Source organism: Streptomyces sp. NPDC002564 (genome assembly GCF_042889645.1).
Classification (GTDB): domain Bacteria; phylum Actinomycetota; class Actinomycetes; order Streptomycetales; family Streptomycetaceae; genus Streptomyces.
In genome coordinates this window covers 109818-135635 of the sequence record NZ_JBIARE010000013.1, presented here as the reverse complement: position 1 = coordinate 135635, position 25818 = coordinate 109818, and the positions used below count along the sequence as shown (strand labels likewise).

Annotated in this window: 23 protein-coding genes; 14 read left to right on the top strand and 9 right to left on the bottom strand. The window is 74.3% G+C overall.

Features of this window, described 5'->3' with window-relative positions:
• Positions 1-67 precede the first annotated feature (67 nt).
• The 3 genes from ACFYXE_RS33500 to ACFYXE_RS33490 all read left to right on the top strand — a co-directional run bounded on the left by ACFYXE_RS33500 (position 68) and on the right by ACFYXE_RS33490 (position 2365).
• A complete protein-coding gene (locus ACFYXE_RS33500) occupies positions 68-967 on the top strand; it encodes an acyltransferase domain-containing protein (RefSeq protein ID WP_389319170.1) in 900 nt (299 codons plus the stop codon).
• Between the two features lie 69 nt (positions 968-1036).
• Entirely contained in the window at positions 1037-1729 is a 693-nt protein-coding gene (locus ACFYXE_RS33495) for a class I SAM-dependent methyltransferase (RefSeq protein ID WP_389319168.1), read from the top strand.
• Between the two features lie 171 nt (positions 1730-1900).
• A complete protein-coding gene (locus ACFYXE_RS33490; protein WP_389319097.1) occupies positions 1901-2365 on the top strand; it encodes a DoxX family protein in 465 nt (154 codons plus the stop codon).
• 302 nt (positions 2366-2667) lie between these two features.
• On the opposite strand, the gene ACFYXE_RS33485 is transcribed toward ACFYXE_RS33490, so the two are convergent.
• Positions 2668-3258 (bottom strand): RNA-binding S4 domain-containing protein, encoded by a 591-nt coding sequence (locus ACFYXE_RS33485; protein ID WP_389319095.1) that lies wholly within the window; start codon positions 3256-3258, stop codon positions 2668-2670.
• A 152-nt stretch (positions 3259-3410) separates the two neighbouring features.
• On the opposite strand from ACFYXE_RS33485, the gene ACFYXE_RS33480 reads away from it, so the two are divergent.
• Together ACFYXE_RS33480 and ACFYXE_RS33475 are read left to right on the top strand one after the other, a co-directional pair.
• Positions 3411-4787: a M20/M25/M40 family metallo-hydrolase gene (locus ACFYXE_RS33480; protein ID WP_389319093.1), complete on the top strand. Its 1377-nt coding sequence runs from the start codon at positions 3411-3413 to the stop codon at positions 4785-4787.
• On the top strand, positions 4784-6325 hold the full coding sequence (locus ACFYXE_RS33475) for a YfcC family protein (protein ID WP_389319091.1): 1542 nt from the start codon (positions 4784-4786) through the stop codon (positions 6323-6325). Before ACFYXE_RS33480 ends, ACFYXE_RS33475 begins: the two co-directional genes overlap by 4 nt.
• Here ACFYXE_RS33475 and ACFYXE_RS33470 read toward each other — a convergent pair.
• Positions 6322-7215, bottom strand: coding sequence for an alpha/beta fold hydrolase (locus ACFYXE_RS33470; protein ID WP_389319089.1), 894 nt, complete (start codon positions 7213-7215; stop codon positions 6322-6324). The genes ACFYXE_RS33475 and ACFYXE_RS33470 overlap by 4 nt on opposite strands.
• Before the next feature lie 105 nt (positions 7216-7320).
• Here ACFYXE_RS33470 and ACFYXE_RS33465 point away from each other — a divergent pair, with 105 nt between their 5' ends.
• From ACFYXE_RS33465 to pip, 4 genes are all read left to right on the top strand, one after another.
• On the top strand, positions 7321-7824 hold the full coding sequence (locus ACFYXE_RS33465) for a CGNR zinc finger domain-containing protein (RefSeq protein WP_361170805.1): 504 nt from the start codon (positions 7321-7323) through the stop codon (positions 7822-7824).
• 45 nt (positions 7825-7869) lie between these two features.
• On the top strand, positions 7870-8616 hold the full coding sequence (locus ACFYXE_RS33460; protein WP_389319087.1) for a uracil-DNA glycosylase: 747 nt from the start codon (positions 7870-7872) through the stop codon (positions 8614-8616).
• A gap of 72 nt (positions 8617-8688) precedes the next feature.
• Positions 8689-9825, top strand: coding sequence for an MFS transporter (locus tag ACFYXE_RS33455; protein WP_361170829.1), 1137 nt, complete (start codon positions 8689-8691; stop codon positions 9823-9825).
• Between the two features lie 25 nt (positions 9826-9850).
• Positions 9851-10804: a prolyl aminopeptidase gene (pip, locus tag ACFYXE_RS33450; protein WP_389319085.1), complete on the top strand. Its 954-nt coding sequence runs from the start codon at positions 9851-9853 to the stop codon at positions 10802-10804.
• Between the two features lie 26 nt (positions 10805-10830).
• On the opposite strand, the gene ACFYXE_RS33445 is transcribed toward pip, so the two are convergent.
• Positions 10831-11481: a GntR family transcriptional regulator gene (locus tag ACFYXE_RS33445; protein WP_389319083.1), complete on the bottom strand. Its 651-nt coding sequence runs from the start codon at positions 11479-11481 to the stop codon at positions 10831-10833.
• Between the two features lie 183 nt (positions 11482-11664).
• Between ACFYXE_RS33445 and ACFYXE_RS33440 the strand changes: the two genes are divergently transcribed.
• From ACFYXE_RS33440 to ACFYXE_RS33430, 3 genes are all read left to right on the top strand, one after another.
• Positions 11665-13140 (top strand): NCS1 family nucleobase:cation symporter-1, encoded by a 1476-nt coding sequence (locus ACFYXE_RS33440; protein ID WP_389319081.1) that lies wholly within the window; start codon positions 11665-11667, stop codon positions 13138-13140.
• Positions 13140-13889: an aspartate/glutamate racemase family protein gene (locus ACFYXE_RS33435; RefSeq protein WP_389319079.1), complete on the top strand. Its 750-nt coding sequence runs from the start codon at positions 13140-13142 to the stop codon at positions 13887-13889. The genes ACFYXE_RS33440 and ACFYXE_RS33435 overlap by 1 nt, the downstream gene beginning before the upstream one ends.
• 217 nt (positions 13890-14106) lie before the next feature.
• Entirely contained in the window at positions 14107-15072 is a 966-nt protein-coding gene (locus ACFYXE_RS33430) for a glycoside hydrolase family 6 protein (RefSeq protein ID WP_389319165.1), read from the top strand.
• On the opposite strand, the gene ACFYXE_RS33425 is transcribed toward ACFYXE_RS33430, so the two are convergent.
• The 4 genes from ACFYXE_RS33425 to ACFYXE_RS33410 form a co-directional block, all read right to left on the bottom strand.
• The gene (locus ACFYXE_RS33425; protein ID WP_389319077.1) at positions 15069-15527 is read right to left on the bottom strand and encodes a RidA family protein; all 459 of its coding nucleotides are present in this window, start codon (positions 15525-15527) and stop codon (positions 15069-15071) included. The two genes, ACFYXE_RS33430 and ACFYXE_RS33425, sit on opposite strands and share 4 nt — an antisense overlap.
• A gap of 120 nt (positions 15528-15647) precedes the next feature.
• Positions 15648-16721, bottom strand: a complete 1074-nt coding sequence (locus ACFYXE_RS33420) for a hypothetical protein (RefSeq protein WP_389319075.1) — start codon at positions 16719-16721, stop codon at positions 15648-15650.
• A complete protein-coding gene (locus ACFYXE_RS33415; RefSeq protein WP_389319073.1) occupies positions 16718-18112 on the bottom strand; it encodes an MFS transporter in 1395 nt (464 codons plus the stop codon). The genes ACFYXE_RS33420 and ACFYXE_RS33415 overlap by 4 nt, the downstream gene beginning before the upstream one ends.
• A 19-nt stretch (positions 18113-18131) precedes the next feature.
• Positions 18132-19097, bottom strand: a complete 966-nt coding sequence (locus ACFYXE_RS33410; protein ID WP_389319071.1) for a metallophosphoesterase family protein — start codon at positions 19095-19097, stop codon at positions 18132-18134.
• A 263-nt stretch (positions 19098-19360) separates the two neighbouring features.
• On the opposite strand from ACFYXE_RS33410, the gene ACFYXE_RS33405 reads away from it, so the two are divergent.
• Both ACFYXE_RS33405 and ACFYXE_RS33400 read left to right on the top strand, forming a co-directional pair.
• A complete protein-coding gene (locus tag ACFYXE_RS33405; RefSeq protein WP_389319069.1) occupies positions 19361-22528 on the top strand; it encodes a DEAD/DEAH box helicase in 3168 nt (1055 codons plus the stop codon).
• Positions 22529-22632: 104 nt separating this feature from the next.
• The gene (locus ACFYXE_RS33400; protein ID WP_389319067.1) at positions 22633-24324 is read left to right on the top strand and encodes an SWIM zinc finger family protein; all 1692 of its coding nucleotides are present in this window, start codon (positions 22633-22635) and stop codon (positions 24322-24324) included.
• Positions 24325-24448: 124 nt separating this feature from the next.
• Here the strand turns inward: ACFYXE_RS33400 and ACFYXE_RS33395 are convergent, their stop codons facing one another.
• Positions 24449-24940: a DUF3574 domain-containing protein gene (locus ACFYXE_RS33395; protein WP_389319065.1), complete on the bottom strand. Its 492-nt coding sequence runs from the start codon at positions 24938-24940 to the stop codon at positions 24449-24451.
• 158 nt (positions 24941-25098) lie between these two features.
• Complete coding sequence (locus ACFYXE_RS33390; RefSeq protein WP_389319063.1) at positions 25099-25755, bottom strand: 2'-5' RNA ligase family protein; 657 nt, start codon at positions 25753-25755, stop codon at positions 25099-25101.
• Positions 25756-25818 lie beyond the last annotated feature (63 nt).

The window sequence follows — 25818 nt, the reverse complement described above, 5'->3', positions numbered from 1 at the left end:
GGCGGACGACCGGCTCGCCCGGTGGCTCGGCGAGCTGGAGAGCGCGGGCGAGCCACGGGCCGCCGCCGTGCTCCCGACGGCCGACGAGCTGCCGGAGGTGCTGCTCGACCTCGCCGTGCCGCACGAGGACATCAACGCGCTCGTGGCGCTGCGCGGCCGCCTGTGGGCGGATCCGGACGCGCGCCGGCTGCTCGACCGCTGCGTGGACGCCCTCGTGCGCGATCCGGGGACGGTCCGCGGCGCCCGGTTCCCGGTGCTGCCCGAGGCGTGCGGCGAGCTCGGGCGCTGCTTCTTCGTCTTCGTGTGTGTGGCGGCGCGCGAGCACGTCCGCGCCTTCCACCGCGACCGGGGCATCCCCGACGACGTCTCGCGCCGCACCCTCGCCGATCTCGGACGGCATCTGGCGGTGCACCGCAGGGCGCGCGGCACCCGGGGCCTCGTCGAACCGGGCTGGCTCGGCCTGCACTTCCGGGGCGAGCTCTACCAGTTGGGGCGGCTGCAGTTCCAGCGGGCCGTCCTGGGCGGGCGCATGGGCGGCGCGACGGCCGCGGCCGGGCACCCGGCGGGTCCGGGCGACCCCTGCCTGAACCTGCACATCACCGACTTCCAGGGGCCGTTGACGCCGGAGGCCTGCGACCGGTCGCTGGACCTGGCCCGGGAGTTCTTCGCGCGGCACTTTCCCGAGGACCGGTACGAGACAGCCGTCTGCCACTCCTGGCTGCTCGACCCGCAGCTGCGGCACCGGCTGCCCGCGGACTCGAACATCGTCCGCTTCCAGGAGCGATTCCGTCCCGCCGACGGCTACGGCACCGAGCCGGACGACACCGGCCCCGTCGCCTTCGTCTTCGGTGACGGGAACCTCCCGGTGGCCGAACTGCCCCGGCGGACCGCCCTGGAGCGGGCCGTGGGCGACCATCTGCGGGCGGGCGGCCACTGGTACGGGGGGCATGGCTGGTTCCCGCTGTAGGCGGGGCGGGCGTGCGGCAGCCGGGAACGGGGCCGGGGCACGCTTCGTTGGCCGGGCATGAACCTGGAGATGCGTGAGGGATACGAGGGAACGGGGCCCGGCGCGATCACGCCGGACGGCTGCGCGGTCGAGCTCTACGCACGCCTTCCGGCGGGGGAGGAGCCCGGGGTCGTCGCCGCCGCCGTGCCGCCCGGGGCGCACATCCTGGAGCTGGGCAGCGGCGCGGGACGGGTGACGCGGCCGCTCCTGGAGCGCGGCTTCCGGGTGACGGCCGTGGACGAGTCCGCCGGGATGCTGGAGAAGGTGGCCGCGCTCGACGGCGGGGTGCGCACGGTCCTGAGCCCGATCGAGCACCTCGACCTGGACGAGAGGTTCCCGGTGGTGATGCTCGCGTCGTTCCTCGTGCACACCGGCGACGCGGCGGTGCGCCGCGGCATGCTGCGGGCCTGCCGCAGGCACGTCACGGACCACGGCTGCGTCCTGATCCAGCGGGAGGGCGCGGACTACCACACGAACGCGCCGAGGGAGCGCGTCGATCCGGCGGGTCACACGGTCCGGATCCTCTCGGCGGAGCCGGTCGGCGACGGGGTCAACGAGGTGCGCGCGGAGTACGTGTTCCCGGACGCCGTATGGACCCAGACCTTCCGCGCCCGGCCGCTCACCCCGGAACAGTTCGAGGAGGCCCTCGCCGAGGCGGGGCTGAAGATCGACCGCTGTCTGACGGACGACGGGACGTGGGTGCGGGCGGTCCCGGTCGGCTGAGGAGGGGAGGCGGGGGAAGGGGAGGCGGGAAGGGGAGGCGGGAAGGGAGGGGCGGTCGCGGAACGGATTCGGTGAATGCGCCGCGCACAGCGATGAGTTCCGCGCGGCGGGCGGGTCTCTACGGGGGACAGCACAACAGCCCGACGGGCCCCGCTCACCGAGGAGAACACGATGACCGCCACCACCCCCGCAGCCACCGCGACCCCCACCGTCGCCCCGCTCGCATCCGCCCCCGCCGCCCCCGCCGGATCAGGACGCAGCCGGGGCGCCCGCGTCACGCTGCGCACGCTCCAGGTGCTGCTCGGCGTGTTCTTCGCCGTCGCGAGCGGTGTGCCCAAGCTGATCGCGCACCCCACCGCCGTCGAGTCCTTCGACAAGCTGGGCTGGGGCGCCCCCGGGATGTACACGATCGGGGCGCTGGAACTGCTCGGCGGGATCGCGCTGCTGCTCCCGCTGCTCTCCTCGCTCGCCGCCACGGCGTTCATCGGGCTGATGATCGGCGCGTTCGTGGTGACGATCACCGCGTTCGGCGGCGAGAACGCGGCCACTCCGCTGATCCTCGTGCTGCCGCTGGCGTGGATCGCCTGGGCGCGGCGCGACGAGACGACGAAGCTGGTCGCCCGCCTGCGACGGTGAGGTGAGGCGCACGCCGCACGGACCGCCGCGCCCGCGGCAGCCCGATCCGGTGGAGAAGCCCGAGCAACACGTCCTGGATCAGGGCGTGTTGCTGAGGCGTTTCCACGGAGCCGCCCCGGTCACCGCCCCCTCCGGGTCGCCGCCGCCCCGGTCACCGCCCCCCGGTCGCCGCCGCCCCGGTCGCTGCTGCTCCGTTCACCGCCGCCCCGGCCGCGAGGAGGCGAGGACGCGAGGCCGCGAAGCCGCGAAGCCGTACGGCCGCAGGGTCGCGCCCTCAAGCGTCCCGCGTGCCGTCCGTCTCGTCAGACCTCCCGCGCGCCCTCCGACGGCGGCCGGGTCCAGCCCTCCGGCGCCCGCAGCCGTTCCATCTCGCGCCGGTCCCGCTTCGTGGGGCGGCCGGTGCCCCGGTCGCGGATGCCCGCGGGGGCGACCGCCTCGCGCGGCGGCGGGGGCGGCGAGTTGTCGACGTAGCACTCGACCGCGACGGGCGCCCCGACGCGCTTGCGGATGAGGCGTTTGACGATGACGATCCGCTCCCGGCCGCCTGCCTGCCGCAGCCGCACCTCGTCGCCCACGTGCACGCCGTACGCGGGCTTGACGCGCTCGCCGTTGACCCGGACGTGGCCGCCCTTGCACGCCGCGGCGCCGGCCGAGCGGGTCTTGGTCAGGCGCACGGACCAGATCCAGCTGTCGACGCGCACGGTGCCCCCGCCGCCGGAGCCGGTGCCCGCAGGCGCGGGCGCCTCCGTGGCCGCGGCGCCGTTGCCCCCGCCCACCGCACCGCCCGGTGTCGCCCCGCTCTCCGGGGCCCGGCCGTCCGGCCCGCCGTCCGTCGCCGTGCCGCCGTCAGCCGCGCGGCCCGTCGTGCCGCCCCCTGAAGTCTCCGAAGCCATGTGTCGACCTTAGTCCGGGTTCCGTGCGGCATCCCCGCCGCACGGCGAGCCGTCCGGAAACCGCCGACCCCGGGCGCCGATAATTCGGACCGAACACGACAAAACGGTCCGTAGCCCCAGGACATGACACGCGACTCCCAGGAGTGCTGCCCATGACGTCTTTCGAAGCCACCGTCGACGGTCTGATGGACGGACTCCGTGCCGACCTGGAACGGCTCGCCGCGATCCCCTCGATCGCCTTCCCCGGCTTTCCCGCCGAGCCGGTGACGGAGGCCCACGACCTGGTGGCCGGGCTGCTGCGCGACGCCGGGGTCCCGCGCGTCGAACGGCTCGACCTGCCGGACACCGCCCCCGTGATCTACGGCGAGATCCCGGCCCCGTCGCCGGACGCGCCCACGGTGCTGCTCTACGGGCACTACGACGTGCAGCCGCCCGGCGACCCGTCGCTCTGGAAGTCCCCGCCCTTCGAGCCGACCCCGGTCGAGGGCGGCCTGCGCGCCCGGGGCATCGCGGACGACAAGTCCAACGTCATCGCGCACCTCGGGATGCTCCGGGCGTACGAGGGGCGCCCGCCGGTCGGCGTCAAGATCGTCATCGAGGGCCAGGAGGAGTACGGCAGCGCCTTCGACGACTATCCGCCCACCGACCCCGAGCGGTTCGCCTGCGACGCCATGGTCATCGCCGACCTCGGCAACCTCCGCCCCGGCACCCCCACCCTCACCACGGGCCTGCGCGGCGCCGCCGAGGTGACCGTCGAGGTCCGCACCCTCGACGAGCCGCGCCACAGCGGCGAGTTCGGCGGGGCGGCGCCCGACGCGCTGCTCGTCCTGCTCAAGGCCCTCGCCACCCTGCACGACGTGCACGGGGACGTCGCCGTCGAGGGGCTGCGGCGCGAGGAGTGGACCGGCACGGCGTACACCGAGGACGAGTTCCGCTCGCTCGCGGGCGTGCGGGAGGGGGTGCCGCTCGTCGGCAGCGGCAGCCTGGGGGAGCGGCTGTGGAGCGGCCCGGCGATCACCGTCATCGGCCTGGACGCGCCGAGCGTGGAACACGCCGCGTCCGCCGTGGTGCCGTACGCGAGAGCCAAGCTGAACCTGCGCTTCCATCCGCGCCAGGACGCGCGGGACGCGCAGCACCGGCTCGTCGAACACCTGCGCTCGCTGCGCCCCTTCGGCGTGCCGCTCACCGTCACGCCGGGCGACACCGGACCCGGGTACGAGGCCGCGACCGGGGGGCCCGCCTACCGCGCCGCGCTCGCCGCGCTGCGCGAGGGCTGGGGCGAGGACGCCTCGTACGTGGCGACCGGCGGGTCCATTCCGCTGGTCAACGGGCTCGCGAAGGCGGCACCCGGCGCCGAGGTGCTGCTCTTCGGCGCGCAGGACAGCATGTGCAATCTGCACGCCCCGAACGAGCGCGTCCTCTTCTCCGAGCTGCGCAACACCGTCGTCGCGATGTGTGCGTTCGTGCGGGAGTACGCCGCGGGATTCGACCGGCCGGCGGCCGGGCGGCCGGACGGCGGTGCCGCGTGAGCACCACTGAGACCCCCGTGGGCGGCGATCCGTCCGAAAGCCCTTCGGGTAAGCGGAAGTTCACCTTTCCCAGCGCCCTGACGGTTCTGGCGATCGTCACCGTCGCGGTCTGGCTGCTCGCCTTCCTGGTCCCCTCGGGCCAGTACGACCGCAACGACTCCGGCGCCCCCGTCGAGGGCACCTACCACCGCGTCGACTCCGGCCAGTCCTTCGTCGACCGGCTCAACGACCTCTTCCTCTCGCCCGTCAACGGCCTCTACGGCATCCAGGACGAGAAGACCTCCCTGGTCGCACCCGACAACGTCGGCGCGCTGTACGGCAGCGCGGGCGTCTTCCTCTTCGTGCTCGCCATCGGTGCCTTCATCACCGTCGTCTTCGCCACCGGCGCGCTGGACCGCGGCATCGGCCGCCTGGCGCACCGGCTGCGCGAGCGCGGCGCGCTGCTCATCACCGGGGTCATGGTCGTCTTCTCCGTGCTCGGCACCGTCGAGGGCTTCGCCGAGGAGACGCTCGGCTTCTACGGCCTGATCGTGCCGCTGATGCTCGCCCTCGGCTACGACCGCATGACCGCCGTCGGCGCGATCATCCTCGGCGCGGGCGTCGGCGTGCTCTGCTCGACCGTGAATCCCTTCGCGACCGGCGTCGCCTCCTCGGCCGCCGACATCTCGCTCGGCGACGGCATCGTGCTCCGCTTCGCCATGTGGATCGTGCTGACCGCCGTCACGGTCGCGTACGTCATCCGCTACGCCAAGCGCGTCCGGCGCGACCCCGAGCGCTCCCTGTCCGGGTTCCTGCCCGGCGACCGGGACCGCGGGCAGGCGGCGACCGGCGCGCAGGAGGTGCCCGAACTCACCGGGCTGCACAAGGCGGTGCTCGTCGCCACCGCCCTGGTCTTCGCCTTCATGATCTTCTCGGTGGTGCCGTGGTCCAGCGCGCTGACCGGCAAGGCGGACGCACGGCCGTACGGCTTCGAACTCGGCTGGTCCTTCCCGCAGCTGGCCGCGCTGTTCCTGTGCGCGGCGGTCCTGATCGGGCTCGTCGCGCGGATGGGGGAGCAGAAGCTCAGCTCGACGATCATCCAGGGCGCGGCCGACTTCGTCTCGCCCGCGCTGGTCATCCTGCTCGCCCGCGGGGTCACGACCATCATGAACAACTCCAAGATCACGGACACCGTCCTGCACTCCATCGAGGGCGTCGTGAAGGGCACCTCGTCCGGGCTCTTCGCGGTGATCGTCTTCATCGTGAACCTGCCGCTCGCCTTCCTGATCCCCTCCACCTCGGGGCACGCCACGCTCGCCATGCCGATCCTCGCGCCGCTCGCGGACTTCGCCGGCGTCTCGCGCGCGGTCGTCGTCACCGCCTGGCAGGCGGCCAGCGGCTGGATGAACCTGTGGGTGCCGACGACCGCCGTGACCATCGGCGGTGTGGCGCTCGCGAAGGTCGGCTACGACAAGTACCTGCGGTTCGTGTGGCCGCTGCTCGCCGTGCTGTTCGCGCTGATCTGCGGGTTCGTGGCGCTGGGGGCGGTGCTCACCTAGGGGGTGGGCAGGGGGGTGTCCGTGGGCACCGCGCGGGCCAGGAAGGCCCGGATGCGCCCGGCCGTCTCGGCCAGGTGGCTCTCCAGCAGGAAGTGGCCGCCGCCGGGCACCAGGTGGATCTCGGCCTCGGGGAGGTCCTTGGCGAAGGCCCGCGCGCCGTCGGGGCCGAAGATGGCGTCCTCGGCGCCCCAGACGGCCAGGAGCGGGACGCGGCTCTCCCGGAAGTACGCGTGCACCTTCGGGTAGAGGGGCGGATTGGTGGCGTAGTCGCGGAAGAGGGCCAGCTGCGCGCGGTCGTTGCCGGGGCGGTTGACGTCGTGGTGGTCGGCCGTCCAGGTGTCGGGGTCGACCAGCTCGGGACGGTCCACCCCGTGCAGGTACTGCCAGCGGATGGCCTCCAGGTCGAGGGCGCCCCGGGCGCCCGGCTCCGTCGCGGGCCCCGGGTCGCTCGCGTAGGCCCAGACCGGGGCCCAGAACTCCGGGACGAAGCCCTCCTCGTACGCGTTGCCGTTCTGGGTGATCACCGCGGTGATGGCCTGCGGGGCGCGCAGCGCGAGGCGCCAGCCGATCGGGGCGCCGTAGTCCTGCACGTACAACGCGTACCTCGTGATGCCGAGGCCGGCCAGGAGCGCCTCCGTGATGTCGGTGAGCGCGTCGAACGAGTAGGGGAACTCGGCGGCGTCCGGGGTGTCGGAGCGGCCGAAGCCGAGGTGGTCGGGGGCGATGACGCGGTACCGGTCGGCGAGCTCGGGGATCAGCCGGCGGAACATCCGCGAGCTGGTGGGGAACCCGTGCAGGAGCACCAGGACCGGGGCGTCGGCGGGGCCGGCCTCCCGGTAGAAGACGCGGTGTCCCCGCACGGTGGCGTACTGGTGACGGATCTCGACCATGACTAACCCTCTTCACTCGTCTTGGTGGTTACCTGCTCTCCAGTGGACCGGATCCGATGTAACCTGTCAAGTCCCTGAATGGGGTTAGCCGGGGAGGTGGCACGCATGATCGACGAAGAAGCGCTGCTCGAAGCGCTGAACAGCACCCCCGTGGTGGAGGGCCGCCCGCGGGACCTGTGGGCCGACGACGCCGCACCGCGGCAGTGGGCGCGGGCGCACGGCGGCAGCGGCGACGCCGCGTCGCTCCACTGGCTGCGCACCGCCAGGGACGTGCTCCAGACCGCCACCCGCGGCCCCGTGCCCGACGAGGCGATGCGGGAGATCCTCGCCGACGTCCGCAAGGTCCCCGAGGCCGCAGGGGCAGGCCTGCGGTGGCGGCTCGACGTGCCGCCCGAGCGGACGCTCGCGGTGGAACTCGTCCTCGCCTGGTACGACCTCATGGACCGCAGGCCGGGCCGCCTGCGGCCTTGCGGCAACGACGAATGCCGGCTCTTCCTCATCGACCGCAGCCGCGGCAACACCGCCCGCTGGTGCTCGATGAAGTCCTGCGGCAACCGCCTCAAGGCGCGCCGCCACCAGGAGCGCGCCCGGCAGGCCCCCACGCCCTGACCGCCGCCCGCACCGCCGTGCGCGGCGGCCCCTACGGTGGAGGTCATGGACGGCCTCAGTGAGCTCGACGCGCGGCTCGTCGGCTGCCGCGCCTGCCCCCGCCTCGTCGACTGGCGCGAGGAGGTCGCGCGCACCCGGCGCGCCGCCTTCGCGGACCAGGAGTACTGGGGGCGGCCCGTGCCCGGCTTCGGACCGCACGACGCCGCGCTCCTGATCGTCGGCCTCGCGCCCGCCGCGCACGGCGCCAACCGCACCGGCCGGATGTTCACCGGCGACCGCTCCGGCGAGGTCCTCTACCGGGCGCTGTACGACGTCGGCCTCGCCTCGCGGCCCACCGCCGAGAGCGCCGACGACGGCCTGGCCCTGTACGGCACCCGCATCACCTCGCCCGTGCACTGCGCGCCGCCCGCCAACAAGCCGACCCCGCGGGAGCGCGACACCTGCCGCCCCTGGCTGGAGGACGAGCTGCGGCTGCTCGCGCCGGGCCTGCGGGCCGTGGTCGTGCTGGGCGCCTTCGGCTGGCAGGCCGCGCTGCCCGCCTTCGCGGCGGCGGGCTGGACGGTGCCGCGCCCCCGGCCCGCCTTCGGGCACGGCGCGCGGGTGACGCTGGCCGGCGGGCCGGCCGGGCGCCCGCTCGACCTCTTCGGCTGCTTCCACGTCAGCCAGCGCAACACCTTCACCGGACGGCTGACGCCCGAGATGCTGCGGGACGTGCTGCGCGGAGCGGCGACGGCGGCGGGACTGCACCCGGACGGCCCAGCATCGCAGGCCCCGCCGGGCACCGGTTCCTAGCGTGGGACCGTGAACCAGACCCACGAGACTCCGGCAGCCAGGCCCCCCGCCGCCGCCTACCGCAACCTGGCGATGGCGACCATCGGCTTCACGCTCACCTTCTGGGCCTGGGACCTGGTCGCGCCGCTCGGCAGCGACTTCAAGGACCGGCTCGGCCTGAGCTCCTTCCAGCAGTCGCTGCTGGTCGCCGTACCGGTCATCGTGGGTTCGCTGGGCCGCGTCCCGGTGGGTGCCCTCACCGACCGGCTCGGCGCGCGGCGGATGTTCCCGATCGTCTCGGCGCTCACCATCATCCCGGTGCTGCTGATCATCCCGGCCAGGAACAGCTTCGGCGCGATGCTCGCGGTCGGCTTCCTGCTGGGCCTCGGCGGCACCACGTTCGCCATCGGCATCCCGCTGGTGAACTCCTGGTTCCCGCCCGCCCACCGGGGCTTCGCGCTCGGCGTGTTCGGCATGGGCATGGGCGGTGTGGCCCTCTCCGGGTACTTCACGCCGCGCATCGCCAAGCACGGCGAGAACCTGCCGTTCCTCGTCGTGGCCATCGCGCTCGCCGCCTACGCGGTGCTGGCCGCGCTGCTCATCACCGACCGCCCGGACCGGCCGGTGCCCACCACCTCGCTGGGCTCCCGGCTCGGCCAGGCCGGACGGCTGCGGGTGACCTGGGAGCTGTCCGCGCTCTACGCGATCGGCTTCGGCGGCATCGTCGCCTTCGGCGTGTACCTGCCCACGTATCTGAAGACCTGGTACGACCTCTCGCCGACCGACGCCGGCACCAAGGCGGCCGGCTTCGCGCTGGTCACCGTGATCTTCCGGCCGGTCGGCGGCTGGCTCTCCGACCGCATCCACCCGGCGACGGTCACCTCGGTCGCCCTGGCGGTCGTCGCCCTCTTCGCCGTCGTGCAGGCCTTCGACCCGAAGCTGAACCCGATGGGCACGATCTGCTTCCTGCTCATGGCGGCCGGTCTCGGCACCGCCAGCGGCAGCGTCTTCGCCCTGGTCTCCCAGGTCACCCCGCAGCCCCAGGTGGGTTCCGTGACCGGCATCGTGGGCGCCGTCGGCGGCCTCGGCGGCTTCGTCCCGCCCCTGGTCATGGGCGCGATCTACAGCGCGAAGGACTCGTACTCCATCGGCTTCATGCTGCTCTCGGACCTGGCGCTCGCAGGCTGCGTGTACGCCTACGGGCGGATGCGGAACGCCAGGGCGGAGTGATCCGCCGGGACGTTAGGGTGCCGTGATGGGCCTCTACCCGGACATCGAACCCCACGACCACGGCCTGCTCGACGTCGGCGACGGCAACCGCGTGTACTGGGAGGTCTGCGGCAACCCCCGGGGCAAGCCCGCCGTCGTCCTGCACGGCGGGCCCGGCTCCGGCTGCACGCCCTTCTTCCGCCGGTACTTCGACCCGGAGGCGTACCGGATCGTCCTGCTCGACCAGCGCGGCGCGGGCCGGTCCACGCCGCCCGCGAGCGACCCGGCCACCGACCTGGGCGTCAACACCGTCGGGCACCTGATCGCCGACCTGGAGCTGCTCCGCCGCCACCTGGGCATCGGGCGGTGGCTGGTGTGGGGCGTCTCCTTCGGGTCCGTGCTGGGCCTGCGGTACGCCCAGACGCATCCGGACCGGGTCTCGGAACTCGTCCTCACGGGCGTCGCCACGGGCAGCCGGGCCGAGGTGGAGCTCCTGACGCGCGGCCTGGGGCGGATCTTCCCCGAGGCGTGGGAGGCCTTCCGCGCCGGGGTGCCTGAGGGGGAGCGGGACGGCGACCTCGCCGCGGCCTACCACCGGCTCCTCCGGTCGCCGGACGCCGCGGTGCGCGCGCGGGCGGCCCGGGCCTGGACGGACTGGGAGACGGCGATCGTGCCGGCCCCGCCGAGGTCGGTCCCGCGGTACGAGGACGCGGCCTTCCGGGCCGGCTTCGCGCGCACCGTCACGCACTACTTCGCCCACGACCACTGGCTGGGCGGCGACGAGGTCGTCCTGCGCGACGCGGGCTCCCTGCGGGGGATCCCCGGGGTGATGGTGCAGGGCAGTCTGGACTTCGGGAACCTGCTGGGCATCCCGTGGCGGCTGCAACAAGCCTGGAAGGACAGCGAGTTGGTGCTGGTCGACGACGCGGGGCACAACGCCGGGGCGCGGGGGATCGCGGAGGAGCTGGTGGCGGCGACGGACCGGTTCCGGGCCGCCTGAGGTTCGGACCGCGAGCGGCCCTCCTGTCAGCCGTCCCCGAACAGGTGCCGGACCGTCGACTCGTAGTTCGTGCGCACGTGCGCCAGCGCATGGGCGCGGGCCCGCTCCGCGTCGCCGGACGCCACCGCCTCGTACAGCTCGCGGTGCCCGGCCAGCAGGTGCGTCCACTCCTCGTTGCGCCGGGTCATCCAGCGCAGCCTGCCGTCGACCGGCTCCATCACCGAGGCGAGCAGGGAGTTGCCCGCCATCGCGAGGATCTGGTCGTGGAAGCGGGTGTTGATGTCCGTGATCGCCTCGGCGTCCGCCGTACGGGTCGCCCTCGCCGCCCGGCCGAGCAGGGACTTCAGCTCCGCGAGGCCCTCGGGCGTGGCCCGCTCCGCCGCCCGGCCCGCCGCATAGACCTCCAACGCCTCGCGGAGCTCGAAGAGTTCGGTCACGTCGGTGCGGGTCAGCGGGCGCACCACGGTCCTGCGGGGCGTCTCGAAGGTGACGAAGCCCTCGACGACCAGGGCGCGGATGGCCTCCCGCACGGGGACCCGGGAAACGCCGAAGCGGTCGGCGAGTTCGCGCTCCACCAGCCGGTCGCCCGGGCCGAGCCGCCCGGCGATGATCTCCTGCCGCAGCTCGGCGAGCACGCGTTCGCGTACGGCGGCCAGCGGCTGCTCCACGGTCGTCATGGTGTCCATCATGGCCGAACCCCGCATCGATTTACCGATTCGTAACCGCGCGGACATTGCCGGGCGCCCTTGGTGGCGGGAACATGACGACACCTTTGGTATACCAAAAATTGGTATACCAAAGCGGCGGCTCCGTCGTCGTCCCGGCCACCACCGCACCTCCGTCCCCCGCCAGGAGGCCCCGTGTCCCTCGCCCAACGCACACACGCCCCCGCCTTCGTCCCCGATCCGCGCCTGACCAACGAGGACCTCGCCCCCACCGCCGAACGCAAGTGGAAGGTCTTCGACCTGTTCGCGCTGTGGATGTCCGACGTCCACAACCTGGGCAACTACACCTTCGCCGCCGGTCTGTTGGTGCTCGGCCTCAACGTCTGGCAGATCTTCACCTCGCTCCTGGTCGGCTTCGTGCTGATCTACGCGGGGATGAACCTGATGGGCCGCGTCGGCCAGCGCCACGGCGTGCCGTTCCCCGTCGTCGCCCGCATCAGCTTCGGCGTCTGGGGTGCCAACGTCCCCGCCCTCATCCGGGCCGTGATCGCCATCATGTGGTACGGCATCCAGACCTATCTGGCCTCGATCGCCGTCAACGTCATGCTGATCGCGGCCTTCCCCGGCCTGGAGTCCTGGACCGAGCACTCCTTCCTCGGGCTGCACGCCCTCGGCTGGTGCTCCTTCGTCGCCCTCTGGCTGGTGCAGGGCCTGATCATGACGCAGGGCATGGAATCCGTACGGAAGTTCCAGGACTTCTGCGGGCCCGCCATCTGGATCGTGATGATCGCGCTCGCCGTGTGGATCCTCTGGAAGGCGGGCTGGACGATCTCGCTGACCTCCACCCCGCATCCCGTCTCCACCGGCGAGCAGGTCCGCCAGTGGTTCGGCGCGATCGGCCTGATCCTCGCCACCTACGGCACCCTGATGCTCAACTTCTGCGACTTCTCCCGCTTCGCGCCCGACTACCGCACCGTCAAGCGCGGCAACTTCTGGGGCCTGCCCATCAACTCGACGGCCTTCGTGATCCTCTCGGTCGTCGTCACCGCGGGCAGCCTGGAGGTCTTCGGCAAGGCCATCACCGACCCCGCCGAACTCGTCGCCGAGATCGGCAACACCTGGGTCCTCGTCTTCGGCGCGCTCACCTTCGCCGTCGCCACGATGGGCGTGAACATCGTCGCCAACTTCGTCTCACCCGCGTACGACCTGGCCAACGTCTGGCCGCAAAAGATCACCTTCAAGGTCGGCGGGATCATCTCCACGGTCGCCGCGCTGCTCGTCACCCCGTGGAACCTCTACTCCAACCCGGACGTCGTCAACTACTTCCTCGGCGGCCTCGGGGCCTTCCTCGGACCGCTGTTCGGGATCATCGCCGTCGACTACTTCTGGGTGAAGCGCGGACGCATCGACACGCAGGCGCTCTTCAGCGCCGAGCCCGGCTCGGCGTACTACTACCGCAAGGGCGTCAACCCCCGGGCGCTGGGAGCCTTCCTGCCGACCGCGGGCGTGGCCGCCGTCTGCGCGCTCGTGCCCTTCTTCGACCGGGCCGCGCCGTACTCCTGGTTCATCGGCACCGCGACGGCCGCGCTGCTGTACGCGGTGCTGTGCCGGTCCGAGCGGACCGCGGGAGGCGTGGCCGCCAGGGCCACGACCGTCGGAGCGGAGGACTAGTGCGCATCGTCGTCACCAACTGCAACACGACCCGGGCCATGACCGCCGAGATCGTGCGGGGCGCCACCGCGGCGGCGTCCCCCGGCACCACGGTCACCGGGCTCACCCCCGCCTGGGGCGTCGAGTCCGCCGAGGGCTGGCTCGACAGCTACCTCTCGGCCGCCGCCGTCCTCGACACCCTGCGCACGCACCAGGAGTCGGGGCAGCCCTACGACGCCGTGGTCCTGGCCGGGTTCGGCGAGCACGGCCGCGAGGGCGCCCGCGAACTCCTCGACGTGCCCGTCGTCGACATCACCGAGGCCGCCGCCCACCTGGCCTGCTTGCTCGGACGGCGCTACGGGGTCGTCACCACCCTCGACCGCGCCCGCGGCCCCATCGAGGACAGCCTGCACGCGGCGGGCGTCGCCCAGCACTGCGCCGCCGTCGTCGGCACCGGCCTCGGCGTCCTCGACCTCGGCAACCCGGCGGACGACGAGCGGACCCTGCGCGCCTTCCTCGCCGCCGCCGAGCGCGCCAGGGACGCCGGGGCCGAGGTCCTCGTCCTCGGCTGCGCCGGCATGACCGGACTGCAGCAGGCCGTCGGCGACAAGCTCGGCATGCCGGTCGTGGACGGGGTCGGCGCGGCGGTCCGGCTCGCCGAGTCGCTCGTCGGACTCGGCCTGACCACGAGCCGCGCCGGCGGCTACGCCAAACCCCGCCCCAAGGCCCGCACTTGGGGAAGCGGCCACGGAGGACCGCCGTCGGAGTGATTTATGGGTGAACCGTCGTCGCGGCGGCGCGCGGGTGCGCCCCCGCGGGGGCGGGCCGACCGCAGACTCCGGGGAAAGCGCCGGGCCGGACCGGTGCCGCAGCCACTGGAGCCGCCCGGTGTCCCCGTCGTCCCCCCGCCGTCTCCGTGCCCACCGCCCCGGCGGTTCCCCCTGGGCCGCCACCCGGACCGCCACCCGGGCCGTCCTCGCCGCCGCGCTGCTCCTGGGCGCGGCGGCGACCGGCTGCGGACGGGCGTCCGGCGCGCCGCCCGCGGACGCCGCGCCCCCGGCCGCGCCCGTCGGCGCCGCCGCCCCCGACTTCTGGGTCGCCCCGAACAGCGCCGCCGCCCGCCAGGCCGCGCAGTGGCGGCGGGAGGGCCGGGCCGGCGACGCCCGGCTGATCGAGCGCATCGCGGGGCGCCCCCAGGCCGTCTGGCTGAACGACAACGGGCCCGGCGCGGTCGTGCGCTCCCTCGTCGAGGCGGCCGCGAAGGCGCGGCGCACCGCCGTCCTGGTCGCCTACTTCGTGCCGCACCGCGACTGCGGCGCGTACTCCTCGGGCGGCGCCCGCGACGCCGCCCACTACCGCCAGTGGATCGACGGCTTCGCCTCGGGGCTCGGCACCCACGGCGCGTACGTGATCCTGGAACCGGACGCCGTCGCCCAACTGGTGGCGGGCTGCCCGCGCGCGAACTCCGCGGAGCGGTACGGACTGCTCACGTACGCCATCCAGCGGCTCAAGCGCCACCCGCACACGAAGGTGTACCTGGACGCGGGGAACGCGAGCTGGATCCCCGACGAGCGACGCCTGGTCGACCCGCTGCGCCGGGCCGGCATCGCCGCCGCCGACGGCTTCGCGGTGAACGTCGCCAACCACCAGACGAACAGGGTGAGTTCGGACTACGGGCACCGGCTCGCCAGGGCGCTCGGCGGCGGCAAGCACTTCGTGATCGACAGCAGCCGCAACGGCAACGGCCCCTACCGGGGCATGGACGCCTGGTGCAATCCGCCCGGCCGCGCCCTCGGCACCCCGCCCACGGCCCGGACCGGCGACCCCGCCCTCGACGCCTACCTGTGGATCAAGCGGCCCGGCGAGTCCGACGGCACGTGCCGGGGCGGGCCGCGGGCGGGCCAGTGGTGGCCGCAGTACGCCCTCGGCCTGGCCAGCCGGGCCGCTTCCTAGGCGCCGGCGGGGACGACGGCGGTGGCGGTGATCTCGACGAGCTGGCCCGGGTAGCCCAGGCAGGAGGTGCCGAGCAGGGTCGAGGTGTGCGGGCCCGCGTGCAGCGCGGAGCCGTCCACCACCTGCCAGGCGGCGCCGAGCGTGGCGGGCTCGTCGCCGACCACGTACACCGTGCTGGCGACCACCTGCGTCAGGTCGCTGCCCACGGCGCGCAGCGCCTCGTCGAGGTTGGCGAGCACCTGCGCGGTCTGGCGGGCGACGTCCCCCGCCCCGACGAGGTTCCCCTCGGCGTCGAGCGGGACGGACCCCGCCATGAAGGCGAGCCGGGTGCCGGCCTCGACGACGGCGGCGTGGGCGTAACCGGGTGGCGGGAAGAGGGTGGGCACGACGGTGCGCACGGGCGCGGCGGGGTGTGCGGGGGCGGGAAGGGGGCCGGGGTGTACGGGATCGGTCATGACGTGATCGTGCGGGACCTGACGCGCGTACGCATCCCCATTCCCCTCCGCCTGCGGACGCTCCGGCGCCCCGCCACCCGCTGTGGCGCCACGCCACCCGCTCCGGCGTGCCGCGCCGCCTCAGCGCACCGCCGCCGGTGAACTCCCGCCCCGTACCCGCAAGGTGGGCCGCCCCGAGCCGTCGGCGGGGGTCGACCAGATGTCCTGCTTGCGGCCGTCCTCGCCCGGCAGGGCGTACGCGAGGGTGCCGTCGTCCAGCCAGGCCGCCTGGTCGTCGACGCCGCGCCGCTCGGCGAGCGGGTGCTCGCGCATCGTCCGCAGGTCCAGGACGTACAGCCGCCAGGGGTCCCGGGTCCCCTTCCGTACCCGCTTCTTGAAGGCGATGCGGGTGTTGTCGGGGGAGAGGGAGGGGCACTCGACGTTCGTGCGCAGCGCGGTGGCGGCCCACTTCTTCATGTCACCGCGCACCAGGTGGGTCCTGCCCTCGGTCGAGACGGTCGCGTAGAAGCGGTTGTCGTCCTTGGCGAAGGTCACGCCCCAGTAGTTGACGTCGGGGGCGTGGTAGCGGCGGCCGTCCAGGGTGAGGGGGATCTCCTCCATGTTCTTGATCAGATAGCCGGTGCGGGTGTCCAGGATCGAGGTGCGGGTGGAGAAGGACGAGCCCGCGTAGGAGTCGCCGGTGGCGAACATCGTCCAGGACAGCATCCGGCCCGACGCGGAGACACGCGCCCGGTTGGGGATGCCGGTGAGGGCGATACGGCGCTTCTCGCGGAGGTGCCCGTCCAGAACCACGGCGTACGACCTGGGCGGGATCCCGGACCTGCGCTGCAGGCAGAGGCCGGTGTCCGCGGCGGCGTGGAAGCGCTCGCAGGACGGGCCGCCGGTGGTGCGCGCGGCGGCCCCGCCGGGGCCCTCGCCGGACGACGGGAGCCGCGCGACCCGGCCCGCGCCCGCGGCCGTGCTGCGGAAGTACAGGTGCCCCGGGTCGAGGCCGAACTCCGAGACCGCGTCCGCCGGTTCGGCACGCCGCGCCGCGTGCAGCGTGTACGTGACGGCGACGCCCGCGAGGACGGCGGCGGCCACGGCGACGGCGACGATCCGGGAACGCAGCGGGCGGGCGCGGTTCAGGGGCGCCCCGGGGACGTCGGGGGCATCAGGGGCGTCCGGGGCCGCTGTGTCAGGGGTGACGGTCATGAGCGCCTTTCGGAGGGCTCGCGGGAGTCGGAGGGCTCGCGGGATACGGGGAGCGCGGTGGCGCCGGACGGCCGGGCGGGCCGCAGGAGCGCGGCGGCGCCGGCGAGCGCCACGGCCAGCGCGAGGGACGCGCAGGTCAGCGCGGGCCGTACGCCCCACAGCGTCCAGGCGGCGCCGAACCCGGCCGCCGCCACGAGCCGGGCCAGCGCCTGTCCGGTCTGCAGCACGGCCATGCCGCTCGCCCGCCGCTCCGCGGCGACCACGGGGGCGACCAGCGCCATCAGCACGCCGTCCGTGGCCGCGTAGAAGATTCCGAGCAGCAGGAGTACGCCGATCAGCAGGGGCGGGCCGTCGGCGGGGGAGAGCAGCAGGAGGTAGCCGCCGAGCAGCGCCACGTGCCCGGCGAGGAACGGCACGCGCCGTCCCGTGCGGTCGGCGAGCCGCCCGGCCGGCACCGCCAGGAGCAGATAGACGGCGGCGGAGCCCAGCGGCAGCAGCGGGAACCACGAGACCGCGAAGTCCAGCCGCCGCTGCAGGAGGAGATAGAGGAACGCGTCGCCGATGGTCGCCGCGCCGAGCAGCGCGGCCGCGAGCAGGACGCGCCGGAAGGCGGGGACGCGGAGCAGGCCGAGCGCGGTGGCGGCACCGGGGCGGCGCCGGTGTCCGGGGTCGGCGGCGGCCGCGCGGGTGCGGTGCCGTTGCCCGGGGCCGGTGTGCTGCCGGGCGGAGGTCCGCGGTCCGGCGTCCAGGTGCCCCGGCACGAACGCCACCAGCAGCAGCACCCCGAGCAGCCCGAAGCAGAAGCTGACCACGAACACGGCGTCGTACGCGTCCGCCGTCGCCCACAGCAGGGCGAACGCGGCGAGCGGCCCGAGCAGCGCGCCCGTCGTGTCCATCGCCCGGTGCACGCCGAACGCGCGGCCGAGCGCGTCGGGCGGACTGCTCAGCGAGATGAGCGCGTCGCGCGGCGCGGTGCGCACGCCCTTGCCGACGCGGTCGGCGGCGAGCGCCGCACCGATCCCCGCGGTGGCGCCGCCCGCGAGCAGCAGTCCGAGCCGGGACAGCGCCGACAGCGCGTAGCCGCCGCCCGCCACCAGCTTGTGCCGCCCGCCGCGGTCGGCGGCGTACCCGCCGGCCAGCCGCACCAGCGCGGTGACGCCGTTGTAGAGCCCGTCGAGGAAGCCGAACTGGAGGGGTGAGAGGCCGAGTTGGAGGACGAAGTAGAGCGGCAGGACGGCGGTGACCATCTCCGAGGAGATGTCCGTGACCAGGCTGACCGCGCCCAGCGCGAGGACGGGTCCGGCGACCCGGCCGCGCCGGGCCCCGGATCGCTCCGGGGCCCCGGCGGCCGGGTCGCCCGCGCCGACCGCGCCGGTGGAAGCGAGGTACATCGCAGCGCTCCCGCCGGACTCAGCGGCAGGAGTAGGACGGGCTGGTGTCCTTCGTGGAGCCGTCGGTGGCCACGAGGTTCCACGAGAACCCGGTGTCGGTGAAGTTCAGCTTGACGACGCCGAAGGTGTTCGTGATCCGCTTCTGGCTGTTGGGCTGCACCTCCTCGATCTTGTACGGGTTGGCGCCGCCCATCCCGCCGAGCAGCTCGACGATCCCGTTCGCGTCGGCCTTGCCGTCCGGGTTCTGCGGGGCGAAGCGCTCGTAGTGGTGGTCGTGGCCGTTGAGGACCAGCTCGGCCTTGTGGTCGTAGAGCAGCTTCCAGACCGGACGGCTCACCGGGTCGTTGCCGTGCTCGCCGGAGGAGAAGAGCGGGTGGTGCCAGTACGCGGCCACGCACTTCTTGGTGGTGGCGGCGAGGTCGTCCTCGAGCCAGTCGATCTGCGCGTCGTCGTCGAAGCTGTTGGAGTCCAGCGCGATGAAGTGCCAGTTGTCCCGGTCGTAGCTGTAGTAGCTCTTGCCGTCGGGATAGGCGACGGAACCGAAGTAGGACTTGTACCCGGCGAGCGCGCCGGCCGGGTCGTAGGTCTCGTGGTTGCCCGCGACGGGGCGCGTCCTGCTCTTGAAGGCGCCCCAGGACGTGTCGTAGTACTTCTGGAAGTCCTTCAGGCGGGCGTCGTCGTACTGGTTGTCGCCCATGGTCAGCACGAAGGCCGGGTTGATCTGCTTGACCAGGGCAGCCGTCCTGGGGTGCTTGCAGCTGCTGCTGCTCGCCGTGCACTGCTCGGCGATGTCGCCCGCGGCGACCGCCGTGAAGGCGGCCCTGGCGGCGGTGGGGGAGGCGTCGGCCGCCCCGGCGGGCGACCAGAGCAGCACCCCGCCGACGAGTGCGAGCGAGCTGCCCGTGGCGAGGGGGATGCCCCGACGGACCCTGCGCGTGCGTGCGGTGGTGTTGCTGCGGGACGTGGTGCGAGGGGTGAGCGGCATGTCCGTCTCCTCGGGTGGCGTGGGGGGTGCCGAGCCGTCCCGGGGAATCCTGGCGATGCGGCATGTGCGCGTCAATAACTCGGGGTGAATTATTGTTAGTAAAGTTTCCTTCTAGTGTTCATCCGCTCGTTGCCCGGGAGCGGTTGACGTCCGGCCGGATACGGGCCCGCGGGTGGCTGACCCGGTGTTGTCAGTGGTCTCGCCTAGGGTGGCGTGCACGGGGACAGGTGGCGTGAGCAGGGGCGAGCGGGACGGCGGTGGCGATGACGGTGGGGACGGGGACGGCAGGTGGGGCGGCGGCCCGCGGCGCCGCTCTCGTGCGGTCCTGCGCCGCCGTGTTCGTCCCGGCGGAGGTGCCCCGGGAGGGGCGGATCGCGTTCTGGCGCCCGGACGGCGGCGAGCCCCCGGAGCTCGACGCGGTGCGGGGCGATGCGCTCGAAGCGGTAGGGGACGACGCGCTCGGCTCGGTACGCGATGGGGTGCTCGGTGCGGTAGGGGACGACGCGGTCGGCTCGGTACGCGATGGGGTGCTCGGTGCGGTACGGGATGACGTGTCCGGTGCGGTGCCGGAGGAGGCGCTCGATCCCGACGCGGTGCGGGGTGGGCGCGAAGTGGTGCGGCGGGGTGAGCTCGTCGTCGCGCGCAAGCACGGCAAGGGGGCCCGCGCCCGGACCGTGCCCGCGCTCTTCCTGCCGGTCGCCGAGGCAGTGCCGCTGCTCCTGGGCGCCGCCCGCCCGCACCCCGCCGTCGCCTGCTGGAGCGTGGCCGCCCGGCACGCGCTGCACCTGGCCGCGCGGGGCCGGATGCTGCCCGGCCTGACGGCGGGCGACCTGGACGCGTGGCGGGCGGGACCGCTGGACGAGGCCGACGTCGCCCAGTTGCGGGCCATCGCCGCCGCGCTGCCCGCACAGGCGCACGCGGTGCCGCTCCCGGGGCCCGGACCGCTGCGGCTGCCGCAACCGTTCGCCCTGGTCAGAGCCTTCGTCGACGCGGTGGTGGACGCACTGCCGCGGACCCCCGCGGCGGCGTACGCGGTGGGCGCCCCGTTCGCCGCGCGCGAGCCCCAGCGGCTGCCCGGCGCGCGCGAGTGGGCGGCCGAGGTCGCCGCCGGGGTGGACGCCGGGGTGCGCGTGTCGCTCCGCCTCGACCTGCGGGCGCACGAGGCGTTCGACGCCGCCGAGAGTGCCGGGGGAGGGGCGGACCCGGATGGCTCCGGTTCGGGTTCCGAAACCGAATCCGGCTCCGGCTCCGGTTCGGGTTCCGGCTCCGGTGCGGGCGTGCCGCGTGCCGCCGTCGCCAGCCCGGCCGCCGCCGTCGTCCAGGTGCACAGCCTCGCCGACCCCGCGCTCGTGACGGACGTCCCGGGCCTGTGGGCGGGCACCGACCACTTCGGGCCGCGGGCCCGCGTCGATACGCTGCTCGCGCTGCGCCGCGCCGCCCGCGTATGGCCGCCGCTCGGCCGACTCCTGGAGCGCCCGCGTCCGGACGTACTCCCGCTGAGCGAGGAGGAGTTGTACGACCTCCTCGGCGCGGCGGCCGGTCGGCTCGCCGCCGCCGGAGTGGCCGTGCACTGGCCGAGGGAGCTGACCCGCGGCCTCACCGCCACCGCGGTCGTCCGCCCGGCGCCCGGCACCGCCGCCGACAACTTCGACTTCTTCAAGACCGAGCAACTCCTGGAATTCCGCTGGCAGATGGCGCTCGGCGACCAGGCGGAGCCGCTGACCGAGGCCGAGCTCGACCTGCTCGCGGAGGCGCACCGGCCGGTCGTCCGGCTCCGTGACCAGTGGGTCCTGGTCGACCCCGAGCTGGTCCGCAGGGCGCGCAAGCGCGACCTCGGGCTGCTCGACCCGGTCGACGCCCTCTCCGTCGCCCTCACCGGCACCGCGGAGGTCGACGGCGAGCGGGTGCCGGCCGTCCCCGTCGGCGCGCTCGCCGAGCTGCGCGAGCGGGTGACGGGCGAGCTGGACGTGGTCGCCCAGCCGCCCGGCCTGCACGCCACCCTGCGCGACTACCAGCTCAAGGGCCTGGCCTGGCTCGACCGCATGACCTCGCTGGGCCTCGGCGGCTGCCTCGCCGACGACATGGGCCTCGGCAAGACGATCACGCTGATCGCCCTCCACCTGCACCGCGCCCACCCCGCGCCGACCCTCGTGGTCTGCCCCGCCTCGCTGCTGGGCAACTGGCAGCGGGAGATCGAGCGGTTCGCGCCGGGCGTGCCCGTACGCCGTTTCCACGGCACCGGGCGCACGCTCACCGGCCTGGACGTCCAGGGCGGCTTCGTCCTCACCACGTACGGCACGATGCGCACCAGCGCGTCCGAACTGGCCGCGCAGCGCTGGGGCCTGGTGGTCGCGGACGAGGCGCAGCACGTCAAGAACCCGCACGCGGCGACGGCGAAGGCGCTCCGCACGATCCCCTCCCCGGCCAGGGTGGCGCTCACCGGCACCCCCGTGGAGAACAACCTCTCCGAGCTGTGGGCCCTGCTCGACTGGACGACCCCCGGCCTGCTCGGCCCCCTCAAGGCGTTCCGTGCCCGCCACGCCCGCCTGGTCGAGGGCGGCGACCCCGCGGGCACCGGGGCGGACGACGAGGCGCTGGACCGCCTCGCCCGGCTGGTCCGCCCCTTCCTGCTGCGCCGCAAGAAGTCGGACCCGGGGATCGCTCCCGAGCTCCCGCCGAAGACGGAGACCGACCACCCCGTCACCCTCACCCGCGAGCAGACCTCGCTCTACGAGGCGGTGGTGCGCGAGACGCTGGCCCGCATCGAGGCGTCGGACGGCATCGCACGCCGCGGCCTGGTCATGAAGCTCCTGATGGCGCTGAAGCAGATCTGCAACCACCCCGCGCAGTACCTCAAGGACGGCCTGCTCACCACGCGGACGGGCCGCCCCCGTTCGGGCAAGCTGGAGCTCCTCGACGAGCTGCTCGACACGATCCTCACCGAGTCGGAGAGCGCGGGCGCGGTCCTGGTCTTCACGCAGTACGTGGAGATGGCCCGCCTCCTGGAGTCGCATCTGGCCGCGCGCGGCATCGCCACCCAGCTCCTGCACGGCGGCACGCCGGTCGCGCGGCGCGAGCAGATGGTGGACCGCTTCCAGTCGGGCGAGGTGCCGGTCTTCCTGCTCTCCCTGAAGGCGGCGGGCACGGGCCTGAACCTGACCCGGGCGGGCCACGTCATCCACTACGACCGCTGGTGGAACCCCGCGGTCGAGGAGCAGGCCACCGACCGCGCGTACCGCATCGGCCAGACCCAGCCGGTCCAGGTCCACCGCCTGGTCACCGAGGGCACGGTGGAGGACCGCATCGCCGAACTCCTCGCCGCGAAGCAGGCGTTGGCGGACGCGGTGCTCGGTGACGGCGGCGAGACGGCGCTCACGGAACTGTCGGACGCGGAGCTGGCCGACCTGGTGGCGCTCAGGAGGACGTCGTGAACGGGCGGGGTGGCGTGGGCGGGGCCGGCGGCCGGCGCGGTGTCCCGGGCGGGGCCGGCCGGTCCGGCGGCGGTCGGGGCGGCGGGCTCGGCTGGGCCAGCGGGATGAGCGAGACGAGCCGCATGGGCAGCGGCCGCGTCTTCCCCGCGCTGCCGGCGCACCCCGACCCGGCGGAGCCGTTCGCCGCCTCCTGGTGGGGGAACGCCTGGATCGACGCGCTGGAGGAGAGCGCCCTGGACCAGGCCCGGCTGGCCCGCGGCCGCGCGTACGCGCGCGAGGGCGCGGTCGACACGATCACGGTCGCACCGGGCCGCATCGTGGCGTACGTCCACGGCAGCCGCCCCCGCCCGTACCGCGCGGAGATCCGGCTGCGCACCATGCTGCCCGAGCACTGGGACCGCTTCCTGGACGCCGTGGCCACGGACCCCGCGCACATCGCGGCGCTCCTGGACAAGGAGATGCCGCACGCCCTGGCCGACGCGGCGACCCGCGCGGACGTCCCCCTGCTGCCCGGCGGCCGCGAACTGGCCCCGTCCTGCACCTGCCCCGACCGCGGCCACCCCTGCAAGCACGCGGCCGCCCTGGCGTACCAGACGGCCCGCCTCCTGGACGCGGACCCCTTCGTGCTCCTGCTGCTGCGCGGCGGCGAGGAGGGGGACCTCCTGGACGAGCTGTCCCGCAGGAACGCGCGCAGGGCGGTCGAGGAGGAGGCGGACGCCCGCAGAGCGGACCACCAGGTCCGGCACGGGGCCCTCGGCGACTCCGCGGAGCGCCACGCCGAGTCCGGCCCCACGACCGAAGGCCTCCGGAAATCCGCCCGGCCCGACGGGGCCCCATCCCCCCACCCCCTCAGGGGCACCGCCCCCGCAACGCCCACCGCCCAGGCAATGCCTACCGGCGCCGCAACGCCTACCGGCACCGAGCGGCCGGTGGTCACGGGCGCCGAGCGGCCTGCGGCCGTGGGCATCGAGCGGCCCACGTTGACCGGTATCGAGTCGCCTGCGGCCACCGGCAGCAAGCCAGCCACGTTGACCGGTACCGAGTCGCCTGCGGCCACCGGCAACGAGCCGCCCCCGGCCACCGCGACCGAGCCCCCCACGACCACGTCGCTCCCGGCGCCCGCCGCCACGGACGCCCCCACCTCTCCCAGCCTGCCCACCCCTCCCGGCGTCCTGGCGCGCGAGGTGCTGGCCACGGAGTACCGCTCCCCGCTGCCCGCGCCCCTCGCGCCCCCGCCGCACCCGGGCCGGCCGCCGGTCCTGCCCGAGGCTTCCGGCGCGCCGGACCCGATGGCACTCGAATTCCTGGTGACGGACGCGGCGGCGCGCGCCCACGCGTTCCTCACGGCGGGCACGGACCCCTTCACGGCGACGTCGCCCTGGCACGACGCGGTCCGCCTGGCGGCCTCGCACCCGGGCTTGACGGGCCGCCGCACGTTCAGCCGCCAGTTCGCCGAACTGGCCGGGTCGGTGGGGAGCACGGCCGCGGCCCTCTCCCGCGCGGCGGCCGCCTGGCGCCAGGGCGGCGAGGAGGGCCTGGCGGTCCTGGAGACCCCCTGGGACCCCCCGGCCGGCCCCTTCGACCGGGCGCGCGGCGCACTGATCTCGGCGGACCTCCCGCGCATGACGATCCACCGCAACCACCTCACCAACGAGGAGGGCACGCTCCAACTCCGCTACGGCAGGGACGGCCGCTGGTACCCCTACGAGAGCGAGCCGGGCGCGGCCGACTGGTGGCCGGAGGGCGAGCCGGACACGGACCCGGTGGGCGCGGTGACGGGGATGACCGAGGTGTGACCGGCAACAACAACAATCGGGGCGGTGGCGGTCGTTGCCGTCGTGCGGGTGTCGGCCGGAGGTGAGGCCCGGGGCCGTGCGGTCCGGGGCCGTGAGCCGGGAGGCGCGGTGGCGACGGGGTGGGTCAGAAGTCGACGCGTGTGTGTTCGTCCAGGCGGGCCACCGAGTCCTGGGCGAAGGCCTTCTCGTAGTCGCCGCGGATCTCCTCGATCTGCGCGTCCCGCTTGCCCGCCTCGGGTGTCGGGTACAGCAGGATCAGCTCGTACGAACGCTCGCGCTCGATCTTGCCGTGGGAGTCGCGCCACTGGCCGCGGCCGTCCTGGATGGTGAGGCCGTCGGGGAAGCCCGGCGTGACCTCCTTGTCGATGAAGGCCATGAACTGCTTGTCGGTGACGGCCGGCCCGCCGTCGGGGCGCTCCGTGCCGAAGAAGAGGCGCGTCTCGGTGAAGGGCTTGCCGCGGGAGACCGTCGATGCGGCGGCGGCACGTGCCGAACCGCTCGAACCGCTGTCGTCCAGCGAGGCGTACGCGGCGGGCGCGCCGACGGCCAGGGCGGTGGTGGCGGCGACGGCCACGGCCAGGCGGGTGCCGGAGACGCGGGGGAAGGAGAGGGCCATGGGGCGTTCCCTTTCGGGGAGAAGGTGCGGGGCGGCCGCGGGAGCCGTAGATCCATAACGGCGGCAAACCGTAGCGGACCCGCGCGTGCCCGATGCCCGCCTTCCGGCGGTATGGCCTGATTGGCCGTCATCGGTTTCACACGTGTGTGGCCAGCCCGTCACACAGCCGTCGGCCCGCCCGTCCCCAGCCGGTACTCCGCGAGGTCCCGCCAGCCCCTGCCCGGCCCGTCCGTCACGATCAGCTGGACGGACGTCACATGGCTGACCAGGGGAAGGTGCGGGGCCAGCCGGCGCTCCAGCGCGTCGTACGCCGCCTCGTACGTGTCCGGCCCCTCGTGGTTCGCGAGGGTCAGGTGGGGCGCCAGGGGAGGGTGGAAGATGCCCCGGTAGGGGAGTGCCTCGGGCCAGCGGGTCGTGAGGGAGCGGGTGAGGGCGCGTACGGGGGCGTCCGGGACCGGCGGGAGGTAGAGGACGCCCGGATAGCGGCGGAACTCGCCGAACGTGAACGTGAACGGGTCCTGGGCGGCGAAGAGTTCCGCCAGCTCGGCGTGCGTGGCCGAGGTGAGGCGGGACACGTCGAGGAACGGGTAGAGCACCGTGACGTGGGCCGGGAAGCCCGCCCGCACCAGAGGGTTCGCCTCCGGGACGCGGATCGTGAGGGCCGTGTCGCCGGGAACGTCCGGCCATCCGTCCGCCTCGGCCGCTGCGGCAGAGGAGGAGGCTGCCGACGTCTCGTCGGCCTCCTCCGGCGCTCCCCGGGGATAGCCCCCTCGCGTCCCCGTCGTCCCTGGCTGATCACGTACCTCGGTGTTCACAGCGGGACATCGTGTCACGGGCGGGCGGTCGGGCGGTCGGGCGGTCGGACGGACGTTCGGGGG